General features: G+C 65.4%; 6 protein-coding genes and 3 pseudogenes. 4 read left to right on the top strand and 5 right to left on the bottom strand.

Annotated elements, in window-relative coordinates:
* Positions 1–13 precede the first annotated feature (13 nt).
* Together G6N41_RS17380 and G6N41_RS17375 are read right to left on the bottom strand one after the other, a co-directional pair.
* Positions 14–1,435, bottom strand: coding sequence for a PE family protein (locus tag G6N41_RS17380; RefSeq protein WP_198965242.1), 1,422 nt, complete (start codon positions 1,433–1,435; stop codon positions 14–16).
* Positions 1,436–1,565: 130 nt separating this feature from the next.
* Positions 1,566–3,077: an MFS transporter gene (locus tag G6N41_RS17375; RefSeq protein WP_198965241.1), complete on the bottom strand. Its 1,512-nt coding sequence runs from the start codon at positions 3,075–3,077 to the stop codon at positions 1,566–1,568.
* A 263-nt stretch (positions 3,078–3,340) separates the two neighbouring features.
* Here G6N41_RS17375 and G6N41_RS17370 point away from each other — a divergent pair, with 263 nt between their 5' ends.
* The gene (locus tag G6N41_RS17370) at positions 3,341–4,201 is read left to right on the top strand and encodes an SCO6745 family protein (protein ID WP_198965240.1); all 861 of its coding nucleotides are present in this window, start codon (positions 3,341–3,343) and stop codon (positions 4,199–4,201) included.
* Positions 4,202–4,502: 301 nt separating this feature from the next.
* A complete protein-coding gene (locus G6N41_RS17365; RefSeq protein ID WP_198965239.1) occupies positions 4,503–5,690 on the top strand; it encodes a TolB-like translocation protein in 1,188 nt (395 codons plus the stop codon).
* A gap of 3 nt (positions 5,691–5,693) precedes the next feature.
* Here the strand turns inward: G6N41_RS17365 and G6N41_RS17360 are convergent.
* Positions 5,694–7,251: pseudogene (locus tag G6N41_RS17360) on the bottom strand (succinic semialdehyde dehydrogenase).
* Between the two features lie 161 nt (positions 7,252–7,412).
* Complete coding sequence (locus tag G6N41_RS17355; protein ID WP_038579598.1) at positions 7,413–8,399, bottom strand: linear amide C-N hydrolase; 987 nt, start codon at positions 8,397–8,399, stop codon at positions 7,413–7,415.
* A 159-nt stretch (positions 8,400–8,558) separates the two neighbouring features.
* On the opposite strand from G6N41_RS17355, the pseudogene G6N41_RS17350 reads away from it, so the two are divergent.
* Positions 8,559–9,328: pseudogene (locus G6N41_RS17350) on the top strand (glycoside hydrolase).
* Between the two features lie 207 nt (positions 9,329–9,535).
* A pseudogene (locus G6N41_RS17345) lies at positions 9,536–11,979 on the top strand (glycogen/starch/alpha-glucan phosphorylase).
* Positions 11,980–12,091: 112 nt separating this feature from the next.
* On the opposite strand, the gene G6N41_RS17340 reads toward G6N41_RS17345, so the two are convergent.
* Positions 12,092–13,606 carry a wax ester/triacylglycerol synthase domain-containing protein gene (locus G6N41_RS17340; protein WP_231609024.1) on the bottom strand — a complete coding sequence of 505 codons (1,515 nt, stop codon included), beginning with the start codon at positions 13,604–13,606 and terminating at the stop codon, positions 12,092–12,094.
* Positions 13,607–14,356 lie beyond the last annotated feature (750 nt).

Below are 14,356 nucleotides of genomic sequence, written 5' to 3'. Positions count from 1 at the left end.
TCCAGGTTGCTGCTCACCAGAAGAACGGCGGTTGGATATCGACGATGCCGTTGCCGCCGGTCGCGTCGGCCACCGCCTTGTACGCGCGAGCGAGCGCGAGATTGAAGTTCCCGGCACCGGCGCTGGCCTGGGCATCGGTGACCAGTGCCCAGGCATTATTTCCGGCACCGATGGCCACACCGCCGTTGGCGGCGTTGACTTCGGCCAAGGTCGATGAGCCGATCGCCGCGGCCGTGTTGAAAACGCCGCCGCTGACGGCGGCGGTGCCCGCGGTTACCGCCGTGGCGCCATTGGCAATAGCGCTGCCACCACCGATGCCGAATACGGCGTTGAAGTCGCCGTGGGAGACGGCGGTGCCGCCGTCCATCGCCAGCGCGGGGTTGGCGGTGGCCACGTCGGCGTTCTGGATGTCGCTGATGGCCCAGGCCGAGTTGAAATTGCCGGTCACGACGCCGCTGGTGGTGTCGCCGGTGGCGGCGGAATCGGCGAAGTTGACGGTGCCCAAGCTGTTGCCGACCGCCCCGGCCACATTGAAGTCGCCCACGATGCTGGCGGTGGCGGTGCCGTTCAGGTTGGCGTTGGCGATGGCTTGGTTGACCTCGGCGTCGCTGTACTGGTCAAAGGCCCAGGCCCGGTTGAAGCTGCCGGTGGCGTCGGCGTTGGCAGCGCCGGTGAACGTCTGGGCGGTCACATCGTTGACCAGCGCGGCGCCGCCGCCGAAGGCTCCGACCGTGTTGAAGCTGCCGGTGGCTCCCGCGACGGCGTCCATACCGTCCGCGCGGGCGGTGTTGACTTCGGCGGCGCTGCCGTCGAAGGCCCAGGCGTTGTTGAAGCTGCCGTCCGCGCTCGCGGTGGCCCCGTTGTCGGCGCCCGCGGTGTTCACCGACGCGACACTGGCGCCGAAGGCTCCGGCCATGTTGAAGCCGCCGGAGGCGGCAGCGCCCCCAGTGACGTCGTTGACCGCCGCGAAACTGTCGGCCCCCATGGCGCAGGCACCGTTGAATACGCCGCCGCCGACCCGGGCGGTGCTGTTCTCGCAGACGGCGACCGCCAGCGAGCCAAAACTCGCGGTGGTGGCATTGGCACTGCCCCGCTGCAGCAGCTGCACCCCGCTGAACGACACGGCCAGATCCAGGTTCTGCGCGGCCGCAGCGTTGACGGCCTCGGCGGCGGTGTAGGCGGCCGCGCCCGAGTGCAAGCCCTCCACCAGCTGGCGATGAAACGCCGCCACCTGGGCGCTGAGGGTCTGATAGGTCTGGGCATGCGTGCCCAACAGCGACGCGATGGCCGTCGACACCTCATCGGCAGCCGCGGCCAGCAGATCGGTTGTCGGGACGGCGGCGAGGGCATTGGCCGCCGCGATCGTTGAACCGATGCCGGCCAGATCGGTGGCCGCAGCCGACACCGCCTCGGGCACCGCGCTCACGTACGACATCACGCGCCTCTCGTCGGCCCCGGTCAAGGCCTGGCTTCGCCCCCGGAAAGCACCCTGATGCTGAAGGCAGATCAGACGCCGATCGTAACGTCCCCCGGCCGGCCACCCGCGGCTTTTCGGCGGCGCCGCCTCAGCTCCCGGGGTGCTGCGCACCCCGCGCGCCCGCCCCATCGACCGGTTCGTCGTCGTCCTCGGCATCGGCCACGGTCAGCGGCAGCGCCAACTCCTCCAGCGGGCGCTGTTCGGCGGCGATGCCGAGCCAGAGTTCGACCAGGCCCGCCACGGCCATCACCGCGGCACCGATGATGAACGACCAGAACACCTGGCTACGCTGCCCGGACTCGATCAACTGACCGAACAGCAGCGGACCGCTGATACCGCCGATCGCGGTGCCCACCGCGTAGAAGAAGGCGATCGCCAGGGCTCGGGTCTCCATCGGGAAGATCTCGCTGACCGTCAGGTAGGCCGCGCTCGCACCCGCCGATGCCAGGAAGAACGCCGCCGCCAACACGATGATGAATGTCCAGACACCGCTGGTCTGGTTCACAAATATCACCGCGAGCACCACGGCAACCACCGCGGATCCGATGTAGGACATCGTGATCATGGGCTTGCGGCCGACGGTATCGAAGAGTCGCCCCAGCACCAGGGGCCCGACAAAGTTGCTCAGCGCCCACACGATGAAAAACAGCGGCACGTGTCCGGATTCGACACCGTAGAAACCACTTAGCAACGTGCCGAGATTGAACGTGACCCCGTTGTAGAGGAACGCCTGACCGATGAACAGCGCCAGCCCAAGAAAGGCCCGCCGCGGATAGCGGGTAAACGCGACCCGGGCGATCTCCCACAAGGAAATCCTTTGACGCTGACGTATCTTGAGCGGACGCCCCGGCGGGTCAGGTAACCGCTGGCCGGTGTCGCGTTCTACTTCCTCCTCGATCTCCCGAACGATCTGCTCGGCTTCCTGCTCACGCCCATGAATGAACAGCCAGCGTGGGCTTTCCGGGACGTTGCGCCGGACCAGCAACACAAAGATGCCGAAGATGGCACCCAAGCCGAAGGCGAGCCGCCACCCCATGTTGGGCGCGAAGTTCGAGGTGTCCAACAGGACCAGCGCTCCGGCTGCTCCAGCGGCCGAACCCAGCCAATAGGTGCCGTTGATGATCAGGTCAACACGGCCGCGCACGCGGGCGGGTATCAGTTCGTCGATCGCCGAGTTGATCGCGGCGTACTCTCCCCCGATGCCGGAGCCGGTGAAGAAACGCGCAATGAAGAAATACCAAGGTGCGAAGGCAAATGCGGTGGCCACGGTGGCCGTCAGGTACACCGCGAGGGTCAGCAGAAACAGGTTGCGCCGCCCGAAGCGGTCGGTGAGGTGGCCGAAGAACAGTGCCCCCAGGCAGGCCCCGGCGATGTAGAACGATGCCGCCACGCCGATCTGTGCGGGCGTCAGGTTGATGCCGCTGCCGTGCTCGGTCAGCCGCGCCGAAACGTTGCCGACCATGGTGACTTCGAGCCCGTCGAGGACCCACACGCCGCCAAGCCCGATCACGACGCGCCAGTGGAATCGTCCCCACGGCAACCGGTCCAGCCGTGCGGGTACGTGCGTCGAGATGGTCCCGGTTTGCGCGCGTGCGCTCATCGCTGACTCCGTTTCTGGGTGGGCAGTCGGGTACGCACCGGCGCGTATCGACAGGCCTCGAGCGCGACGTCTTCGGTGCCGGGACATACCGCGGGCTCACCGGAAACCAAAGGCGCCGTCCAGCGACATTAGCCAATCAATCGGCAAAACTCGTAGGCGACCTTCCGACCCGAGTCCGGGCGATCACGGTGCTGGCGGCCGCCGCGGGGCCCATCGGGGCGGGTGCGCTCCCGCGGGGCGCCACCAAGTGGTTAGCTTCGGGAATGCAACGCACACCCGAGTTGGCGCGGCGTTTATACGATCGCTTCGAACCCATCCACGCCGTCACCTATTTTGCTCCGGAGGCCCGGGCAGCCCTGGCCAACCTTGGGTACCGCGGATTTTGGATGGGCTATTTCGCCGCCCGATCGGCCCCGCTGGGCCAGGTCGCGCCGGAGGTCGTGACAGCCACCTTCTACAACTTCGCACCCACACGGGTGGCCAAGGCCCTACCCGCGGCCTGGGACATCTCCGAGCCGCGGCTGGCGCTGCAGGCTCGCCAAGATTCGGCGGTGGCTGCCCTAGGGCGTTACGGGCTCACCGACGACGACAACGCGCGCAGCGCTGCCCGGCTGGCCGGCAGCGCCGCCCGCCAGGCTTCGCTGGAGGGGCGCGCATTGTTTGCCGCCAATCGCGCCCTGCCGTGGCCAGAGGATCCGGTCGCGGCGTTGTGGCACGCAACGACCCTGCTGCGCGAGCATCGCGGGGACAGCCACGTAGCGGTGCTGGTGGCTGCCGGCGTCTCCGGACGCAAGTCAAATGTGTTCCACTGCGCGGCCGACGGGGTCCCCAACGACTACATGAAACTAACCCGCCACTATGACGACGCCGAGTGGCAAGCCTGTGTCAACAGCCTGGTCGGCCGCGGCCTGCTCACCGAAGAAGGATCGTTGGCGCCCGCCGGGCGCGAATTGCATGAGCACCTGGAGAACACCACCGATGCGCTGGCGCTGCGCGCCTTTGACGGTCTCGACGACGCCGAGCTGGACGCGTTGTTCCAGGCATTGACGCGGGTCGCAAAGACCGTGATTTCAGCGGGTGACCTGACCTCGGTGACGCCGATGAGTATACGGCGCAACTTCTAGCGACTGCTCGGATCGCATGGTCGATAGGTGACCTCGCGCCGGCGAATCGCCGGACCGCGACAAGGCCCCTGTCCTCGTTGAACTTTCGCGCCCGATGCCGAAACCCGCTGCCACGCGGCCTCGTCGGGAATCCGTTCCCGCGACAGAACTCCGTTGTACAGCAGATGATTTCGGCTCGCCTTTCAACGCTAGTTCCAAACACCGACGCGCGCAACGGCGGTGCGGCCGAAGCACCCACCGATGACGCCCGCGCCGCTGTTCGCCGCATGCGCAGTCGCCGGGAACCTATAAGGTGGAATACATGGCCTGGCGTCGCTCAGCCGCCCCGATAGTGGCATACCTTGTGGTACTGATGGTGGCGGCCTGCAGTCCAGCGGCCGATTCGGGCTCACCGCCGTCAAGCAAGCGCTCCACCGCCAACACTGGAACCTCGATGCCGGCGCTCTTCTATGCCAAGGCGGGTTCGCTGTATGTGAGCGACCCCGCCGGAACCCCCGGACGCAAGCTCACCGACGGACCGGCCGACACGCAGCCGGCGCCGTCCCCCGACGGCACGCGGGTGGCGTATGTCCACAAGAACAGCGCCTCCGACTACGGCGGTGAGCTGTGGGTGCTCGATCTGACCGAGGATGCGCCGGCGGCGGCGCCCCACCGACTCGTGGACCCCGCCGCCCTACCGCCGACCCCCGGGCATCGGCTCGGGCAGATCGTCAACCCGCGCTGGTCACCAACCGGCAAGCAGATCGCGTTCCTGCAGAACGACAGCAACGGCACCATGGCCGGCGGTCTACTGATCGTCGCGACCGCCGACACCGGCTCGGTGCTCTCGCCGCCGCAGCGCCCGGCCGCCGCCGATCAATACGCGTGGGCGCCGGGCGGCAACTACATCGCGTGGGCGAACGCGCGCAGCGACGTGTCCCCTATTGACGTCAATGCCCTCGAGGTCGGCGCGGCCTCGGCTCCGGTCGTGATGGACACCAACGCGTATTCGGTGACCTACGGCAGCGACGGTCGGTCGATCCTGTTCACCAACGGGGATGCCTCCGTTCCGAACTTCACCGAGATCCCGTTTGCGCTTCGCGACGGTGGCATCTATTCCGCCACCGCACCCGGCGGCACTGGCACCGATCCGGCTGGAGCTCCCAGGACGGTGTTCGCCAGAGCCGGCTCCTACTACTCCGATCTCGCGGCGCTGTCCTCCGGCGAGCTGGCTTTCACCGAAACCCGGAGCGGCGAAGGCGAATCCTCGAAAAGCCTGCAGGTTCTCGACGTCTCGGGCGGCGCGCCGCAAACGATTGCGGCCAACGTCGCAGCCGAGGTCCAGGGCCCCCGGTGGGGAGCCGGCGACGTGGTCGCCTACCTGGAGAGCTCACCGGGCAAGCCGCTGGTCATCACCGATCTGGACAAGCGCACGCGCCAACAGATCGACACCGGGGTGGATGCATTCGCCTGGCCACCCCAGGCCGCGACGGCAACCCGCGGCGGCTAGCGGTCACTTCCGCCCGGGCAGCTTCATCACCGTGCGCACGATCGGCAAGAGCGACTTCTGCCAGAGGGTGGGCGGGACGCCCATCGGCGGATCGAGGTTGAATACGCGAGCGGTGGCTATCGTCTGCGATTCGGTGTACTTGAGCAGCCCCTCGGGACCGTACCTGCGGCCGACCCCGGAGATCCCCATGCCGCCCATCGGTGCGCTCAGGCTTCCCCAGGCGAAGGCATAGCCCTCGTTGACGTTCACCGTTCCCGACCGCAACCGGGAGGCGATCTTCTCCCCCTCGGCGGTCGAGCCCGCCCATACGCTGGCGTTGAGCCCGTATTCGGTGTCGTTGGCCCTCTCAACGGCCTCCTCGACGTCGGCAACCGGGTAGATCGAGACGAGCGGCCCAAACGTTTCGTTGTCCGCGCATTCCATTTCGTGGGTGACATCGGTCAGCACGGTCGGCTCGTAGAACAGCGGCCCGACATCGGGTCGAGCCTTGCCGCCCGCAATCACCTTGGCGCCCTTGGCCGTTGCGTCATCCACGTGGCCGGACACGGTCTTGAGCTGTCCCTCGGAGATCAAGCTGCCCATGTCGACCGAGAAGTCGTAGGCGGTACCGAGCTTCATGCCTCGCACCGCATCGCCGAACTTGCGGGTGAAATCGTCGGCGATGTCTTTCTCGACGTAGATCCGCTCGATGGAGATGCACAATTGGCTCGCGTTGGAGAAGCAGGCGCGGGTGGCCGCCTTGGCCACCTTGTCGAGGTTGACGCCGCGCGTCACGATCATCGCGTTCTTGCCGCCGAGTTCGGCCGAGAAACCGATGAGCCGACGGCCGGCGTGCTCGGCAAGCCGGCCGCCCGTCGCCGACGAACCGGTGAACATCGGGTAGTCGCAGTTATCGGCGATCGCGGTACCCACCACCGAGCCCGGCCCCCGCACAACCGCATACAACGCGCGCGGCAGGCCGGCCCGGTACAGCAGCTCGGCGCACGCCAGTGCGCATTACGGCGTCTGGCTGTCCGGCTTGAGCACCACCGCATTACCCGCGATCAGCGCGGGAACCGAGTCCGACGCCGTGAGCGTCATGGGGTAAGTCCATGGCGAAATCACCCCGACCACGCCTTTGGGCTGGTAGCCGACTGTGGTCTTGCCGATCCCGGGCAGCAGCGCCTGTACCGTGCGGGGCTTCAGCAGGCCCGCGGACACACGTGCGTAGTAGTTGGCGTTGGCTACCAGGTCGACGACTTCCTCCTGCGCCGCCCAGCGCGCCTTGCCAGCCTCGGCCTGCAGCAGGTCCATCAGAAACTCGCGGTTCTCGATGACCAGGTCGCGGTAGCGGCGGATGACCTCCGCGCGTTCGCTGACCGGACGCTTCGCCCAGTTGGCTTGTGCCGCGCGAGCTTCGGCAAACGCTGCCTCGACGTCTTCGGCGGTGCCGACCGGGATGGTGGTCAACGGTTTTGCCAGTAAAGACCTCGTCGATGGTCCGGGTCGGACGAGCATCGACGTCCTTGATCGCGGCAAGGCCCAGTAGACGCTCGAAGACCGCGGATGACGGAACAGGCATATCGCTACCTCTCGAAGACGCACAGATTCGTTGGACATTTATAGGGCAAATGTAAGCCAGTTGTAAGGCAACAGACTAGCCGCCGATGAATTTGCTCAACCCAATGGCGACGAGTAGCCCGAATCCGGCCAGGCACCGCCGCCGAGTCGCCGCGAGGCAGCTCAGCGCGGAGTCGGTGCCAGGAAGTGGAACGGCGCGGCCGGCTCGAACTTCTGCGACACATCGCCGCCCTGATCGTCGGGGACACCGACGGTGAGCTTCATCGGTTGCGCGCCGGGCGTCAGATCGACCTTGTCGAGATCGACCCAGATCACCGACGGGTTGATCACCGAGTCGAAGTAGTAGCGCCGGGCGTCGTGGTCGACCACCGATCGCCACAACGTGGACGCGATGTTGGGCTTGTCGGGGTCACTCATACCCAGCGGCACGCCGATCGAGCGCATCTGCGAGAACACCGCCGCCACCGCTTGGCGCCGGTCACTGAATTGCGGTGACGCCTTCAGGGCGTAGCTGGCGCGCACGAAGCGGTCCGCGGAGGTGATGGTTCCCGGCAGCATGTTGTGCCCGCCGATCAGGTCCCAGTAGGTATTGATGGCAAGTTGCTGCTCGAATACCGGCGAATTCGTCAACACAGTGTGGTCACGACTGTGGTGGATGACCAGCTTGGCGTCGAGGTACTCGAAGATCGCCGAATCGCCACCGGCGTCGGACAACGCGACATGCACCGAGGCGGCACGTCCGTTCGGCGCGTCGGCCGAGACCACCATCATCGGATCGGCGCTCATCGCCTCGACCGCCTCAGCGACGGTGCCGAAATTGTCGAGCAGGTATTGCAGCCAGGCCCCCACCGAGACCGTCGGCTTGGACCGGGCGCCCTGGTCGCCGTAATCGGACTCGGTCAGGTAGAGCAGGTTGCCCACCATCCCCGCTTCGTTGACGCCGTCGGAGGTCGCCAGTTCGTAGACGCTCAGGATGACCGAGCCGTACTTCGAGGTCCACGTGATCGACCCCGCCCCCACCCCGCCGTCGCGGCGCATGCCGCGGGGAAACACCCAGCAGTCCGTCTGCATGTCCAGGTCGTTCCAGTCCATGCCGCGTCCGGTGACGTAGGTCCCCGTGCCGGTCTTGTAGAGAATGCGGGTACACATGCGACTCCCGTTCCTGAAGCGACTGACCACGAAACCGGTTCTGGGTCAAGCTGATCCCGAACAAGCCGTCGTCATCGACCAACCAGTGCCGATGCTTTGGCGTCGAACCCAATTATGGACCTTCGCAGTTCTGACCCGACCGCGGGCGGCACCGCCCCGATCCCGTCGAGCATCCGCCGGCGCACAAAGCCAGAAACCCAACGGCCAAAACACTGTCCCACCCGTCTCACCCGACACTAGAGTGCTGTTTCGTGGGCATTAACGTCTTCGGCAATGGCCGGGGCCGGTGGTTGGCATTCGCGGCCTCGCTGGCCTTGTCGGCCGCCATGATCTACGCCCAGAACGCCAAGCCTCCCTGTTGTGTCGAGCCGCCGGCGGCCGCTCCGGTGTCCCCCGCATCCCCGGCACCCGCACCGGTCAGCGCGCCGCACACCGCCAGTCCGGTGGAGGCCCAATCGCTGGCGGCGAACGCGCCGGTGGCAGCTCAGGAATTCCAGTTCTCGCTGCCCTCCGGTGTCGCGCCGGAAAGTGGGTTGCAGGTCAAGACCATCTGGGCGGCCCGCGCCATCAGCGTCTTGTTTCCTCAGATCACCACCATCGGCGGGTTCCGGCAGGATCCGTTGAAGTGGCATCCCAACGGGTTGGCCATCGACGTGATGATCCCCGACCACGGCAGCCCCGCGGGAATCGAGCTGGGCAACCAGATCGCCGGCTACGCGTTGGCCAACGCCAAGCGCTGGGGTGTGCTTCACGTGATCTGGCGGCAGAAGATCTACCCGGGCATCGGGGCGCCGAGCTGGACGGCGGACTACGGCTCCGAAACGCTCAACCACTACGACCACGTGCATATCGCCACCGACGGCGGCGGATACCCGACCGGCCAAGAGACCTACTTCATCGGGTCGATGAAGCCGACGCCGCGGGAATGATCGATTCGGCGCTGCCCGCCGTCGCCGTGCTGCCGCGGCGGTGTCGCGGCAGCAGATATTCATGAAGCGATTCACTCTCCGGTGCGATACTCGCAGGCATCAGGACGGCTGGAAACCAATGGGGGAAGCGCGACCATGAGTGATGTCATTCTGCCCGCGGCCCAGGCGGCCACCGCAGCCACGAATGTCGGCGATGTGCGCACCGGAATGAGATCCGATGCGCTGCGTCAGGCGATCGAAGACCACCTGCGCTATTCGCTCGGGCGTCCCGCGGCCCTGCTGGAGCCCAAGCACTACTACCGGGCGCTCGCGCTGGCCGTGCGCGATCGGATGCAGCAGCGCTGGATCGAGACCACCCAGACCTATCTAGATCTCTCGCGCAAAGTGGCCTGTTACCTGTCGGCGGAGTTTCTGCTCGGGCCGCACTTGGGCAACAACTTGCTCAACCTGCAGATCGAGGAGGAGGCGCGCGCCGCGCTGACCGCGCTGGGGCAAGACTTTGACGAGGTACTGGCCTGCGAGGAGGAGCCCGGCCTGGGCAATGGAGGGTTGGGCCGGCTCGCGGCCTGCTATTTGGACTCGCTGGCCACCCTGCAGCGCCCGGCGGTCGGCTACGGGATCCGCTACGAGTTCGGCATCTTCGACCAGGAGATCCGCGACGGCTGGCAGGTGGAGAAGACCGACAACTGGCTGGCCGACGGCAATACCTGGGAGATCGTCAAACCCGAACTGAACTACCGGGTCGGCTGGGGCGGCCGCACCGAGTCCTACATCGATGAGCGGGGCAGATACCGGGTGCGCTGGATTCCCCAGCGTGCGGTCAAGGGCGTCTACTACGGCACGCCATTCAGGGCTATGGAGTCAACACCTGCAACACCCTCACGCTGTGGAGCGCCCGGGCCATCCAGTCACTGGCGCTGGACGCGTTCAACGCCGGCGACTACTACCTGGCGGTCGATGACCAGGTGGTGTCCGAAACCGTCACCAAGGTGCTCTACCCCAACGATGAGCCGGAAGTCGGCAAACAACTGCGGCTGGCCCAGCAGTATTTCTTTGTGTCCTGTTCGCTGCAGGACATCCTGCATCTGCTCGAGGACTTCGCCAGCTTGCCCGTGCAGGAGCTGCCCAACCGCGTGGCGATTCAACTCAACGACACCCACCTCTCGATCGCCGTGGCCGAGCTGATGCGGCTGCTGGTCGATGAACGTGACCTGGACTGGGAGGAGGCCTGGCGGATCACCGTGGCGTCGCTGGCCTACACCAATCACACCCTGCTGCCGGAAGCTCTCGAAACCTGGCCCCTGTCGATGTTCGAGCGGTTCCTGCCGCGACATCTGGAGATCATCTACGAGATCAACCGGCGTTTCCTCGACGAGGTACGGGCACGGTTTCCCGGCGACGAGAACCGGGTCCGGCGGATGTCGCTGATCGGTGAGGACGGCGACCGGAGTATCCGAATGGCGCATCTGGCGACCGTGGGCAGCCACGCGGTCAACGGTGTCGCGGCGCTGCACTCCGAGCTATTGAAAACCACTGTGCTCAAAGACTTCTACGAGATGTGGCCGGAGCGGTTCAGCAACAAGACCAACGGGGTGACCCCGCGCCGGTTCGTTGCCCTGGCCAATCCCGGCCTGCGCAAACTGCTCGATGAGACAGTCGGCCCGGGGTGGTTGCGTAACCTGGACCGATTGAGCGAGCTGGCGCCCTTGGCCGGTGATGCGGCATTTCAGCAGCGGTGGCGGGCCGTCAAACGGACCAACAAGGCCCGGCTATCGGATTATGTGCGGTCCTGCACCGGTATCGCACTTGACCCGGACTGGCTTTTCGACATCCAGGTCAAGCGCATCCACGAATACAAACGCCAGCACCTCAACGTGCTGCACATCATCACCGCCTACCACCGGCTCAAGCAGCATCCGAATCTGGAAATCGCCTCGCGCGCATACATTTTCGGCGGCAAGGCGGCCCCCGGCTACACCATGGCCAAACTCATCATCAAACTGATCAACTCCGTCGCGGAAACCGTCAACTCCGATCCCGACGTCAACGACCGGATGAAGGTCGCGTTCATCCCGAACTTCAATGTGCAAAGCGGCCAGCTGATCTATCCGGCGGCCGACCTCTCCGAGCAGATCTCCACGGCCGGCAAGGAAGCATCCGGCACGGGCAACATGAAGTTCATGATGAACGGAGCCCTGACCATCGGCACCCTCGACGGGGCTAACGTCGAGATCCGTGAGCAGGTCGGCGCGCAGAACTTCTTCCTGTTCGGCCTGACGGTCCAGGACGTGCAGCGCGTTCTTGCCAAGGGCTATCGTCCCCGCGACTACATCCGCGAAAACACCGAACTGGCCGCGGCGCTGGAGCTGATCGGCGCGGGAACGTTTTCCGGCGCTGACCCGGAGGTGTTTACGCCGCTGGTCGCCAACCTGACCGAGCGGGATCCGTTCTTGGTCAATGCCGACTACGCCGACAACCTGCGCGCCCAGCAGGAAGTCAGCACCACCTGGCAAGACACCGAAAGCTGGACCCGCAAGTCCATTCTCAACTCCGCCTACAGCGGGAAGTTCTCCTCGGATCGCGCGATTGCCGAGTATTGCGATGATATCTGGAACATCACTGCGGTGACGATCGGTGCCCCCAGTGGCTGATCATGACGGGTACTGCAACAGCACGGCGGGCCGCCTCCCATCCAGCTCGGCACACGGACCTCGCACCCAGCCCCTTCGACGCGACGTGACACCGTCAAGCACGGCCCGCTGGTCAGTGGGTCTGGTCACGCTTGTGACTCGCGAGGTGCGCCGTCATCTCGGTAACGACGGAACGGCCTTGCCCGCGAGGAGATTCCTGTGCGGCCGCCACCAGCAGTTCGACGGCGTGTGAGATCCCGGCTGCGATCTCCGCAACATCAGGCACATTGTCCGGACACGCGCATACGCTGACATCCAACTGCTTGCCACGGGAGGTCAGCGCAATGTTTAGACCACTTCCCTCTGCCAGTGGACCCACAGTATGCACACCCACGACTTTGCCGCCGGCACAGTACGTTAGCGCTGGATCCAGAGGAATATAGGACACGCTGCCATGGCAGATCGGCGTGAGCCGCCGTCGCAGGCCCGAATACGTGTAGAGCCCCATGCCGGCGTGAGCCGCAGGCGGCGGGATCAGCGACGCAACTAGTTCTAAATCAATTGCGGCAACGCGCCTCCCGCCCCCTTTTCCCCGGACCGCGCTCAGTCTCTCGGTCGCAGTATGCAGGTTGGCGAGAATCTGCACAGGATCATCGAGGTGGACGGGGATGCGAAGCCTGCCGGCAGCCAGTACTTTGCCGATACCACTGTGAGCCTTAGCTGGCAACGAAAAGGGCATTCGCATCAGCAGCGGATGGTCCGGCACCTTTGCGTGCCGCTGCAACCACGTACGCAATGACATGGTGCAGGCAGCCAAAACGACGTTGATGACGCTGCCCCCGAACGCTTCGCTGACAGCCTTCACGTCTGCCAGCAGGATCGTGTCGAACGCCACCGAACGCCGCCTGGTCAACGGCGCATTGAGCACGGTATTCGGCACTGGCCCACTTATCGAGGGCAGCTGCGAGTCCGTGCGAGTCGGCGTACGGCCTTCGAGCAGTCGACCATGGACAGACTGCAGGACACCGGACACTGCCGCGGTGATCAGGCGCATACCAATGAGGTGGTTCTCGAGAACCTCGGTCACCACGTCGGTCACCAACCCGACGACCGACGGCGCCGAGCCCAAACTCGGCTCGGCTGACACTCTCATCGCCGGATCAGCATCCGGCCCCGCACTCAACAATCGAGGCCACAAGGACGCCGCTCCCCCAACCCCATCGTTGAGAACGGGCGACATCCTCACCGCGAGCGCCCACCGGTCTCCTTCGAGACCGTCGATACTCCACGCTTCCCAGAGTCCGCTACGGCAATCCGGGCGCTCGGCGCTCAGATCCGCGATCAGGTCGGCTAACTCACGGCGGGTGCCGGGAGCGCGAACCGTAGCGCTGTGAATCTGCGAAGAAGGGTCGAAGTCGTCGATCTCGACCCAAATGGGCTGGCCCACGTTGAGCGGCTTGGTCACCAGCCGGCTGCGAAATCGTGCCAACTGCGGCAACGCCGTGGCTACATGTTGTTGTAGCCGTTGATGGCTGAGGTTCGCCGAGGCATCAATGACGACCACGGTGACCGTATGCGCGGGCGCCTTCCAGCTCTGTGTGTGTAGAGACAGCCCATCGGCTCTCGACAATCGTGTAACCACCAGCACACCCTCCAATGGGGATAAGCTGTGCCGTCTTATTCCCTTTCACATCAAGGCCTTCGATCCTGGCGCGCGGCACGGGCCGAAGCACAATAGGCTGAACCGCACGCGGCCCGTCACGAACTCTGGAAGCGTTGTTCTCCATCTTCGGTCGCGCGGACGCTGGCACATGACCCAATCCGCAATCCGGCACGAAACAACGCCGATGCGTTTCACCATACTCCGATCACTGGCGCGAAACACGCCGAACTTCCAGGGCGAAGCATTGCCGGCGCATCCCTGTCGAGGATCAGCTCAGTCGTGTCGCGCAACATGGGCCTGGACGCCCCACTGGGTGCGTTGCCCGACGCACCTCGACGAGCGTCAAGGCCTACCGGCCGCGGTGCGCAGATACGCCTGCCCATCCTCGCCTACGCCACGGCAAGCGGTCGGAGGTTGCGCTGAATGACGGCGTCATACGCTCCGACGACCGGAGCCCATTTGGGCGGCAACCATCAAGCTGCGCAGTAGTTTTCAAGGCTCCACCTAGGGGGTCGACGCGCGCACCGCAGCTGTGGACGTATCAAGACTCTGCAAGTCATAGGCGTGGAAACCAACCGGATCCATAAGTTCGACGCCACCGCGGTGATACTCGCAACCATTGTGATCCTGGCTGAGGTGGCGCCCATTAGTGAATGCGACCCGCCAACTTGTCCGGCCCAGCTGCCACGTCGAGACTGGCAATCCCCCCGGCTTCGCCGCAACCGAAACTCAATC

Source organism: Mycobacterium shottsii (assembly GCF_010728525.1).
GTDB classification, from domain to species: domain Bacteria; phylum Actinomycetota; class Actinomycetes; order Mycobacteriales; family Mycobacteriaceae; genus Mycobacterium; species Mycobacterium marinum.
Note: the sequence above shows the minus strand (reverse complement) of the source record. Positions and strands in the feature narration are given on the sequence as shown.

Excerpts from the sequence above, each read along its gene's own strand:
- G6N41_RS17380 (WP_198965242.1), bottom strand. The coding sequence starts at position 1,435 with ATGTCGTACGTGAGCGCGGTGCCCGAGGCGGTGTCGGCTGCGGCCACC.
- G6N41_RS17375 (WP_198965241.1), bottom strand. The coding sequence starts at position 3,077 with ATGAGCGCACGCGCGCAAACCGGGACCATCTCGACGCACGTACCCGCA.
- G6N41_RS17370 (WP_198965240.1), top strand. The coding sequence starts at position 3,341 with ATGCAACGCACACCCGAGTTGGCGCGGCGTTTATACGATCGCTTCGAA.
- G6N41_RS17365 (WP_198965239.1), top strand. The coding sequence starts at position 4,503 with ATGGCCTGGCGTCGCTCAGCCGCCCCGATAGTGGCATACCTTGTGGTA.
- G6N41_RS17355 (WP_038579598.1), bottom strand. The coding sequence starts at position 8,399 with ATGTGTACCCGCATTCTCTACAAGACCGGCACGGGGACCTACGTCACC.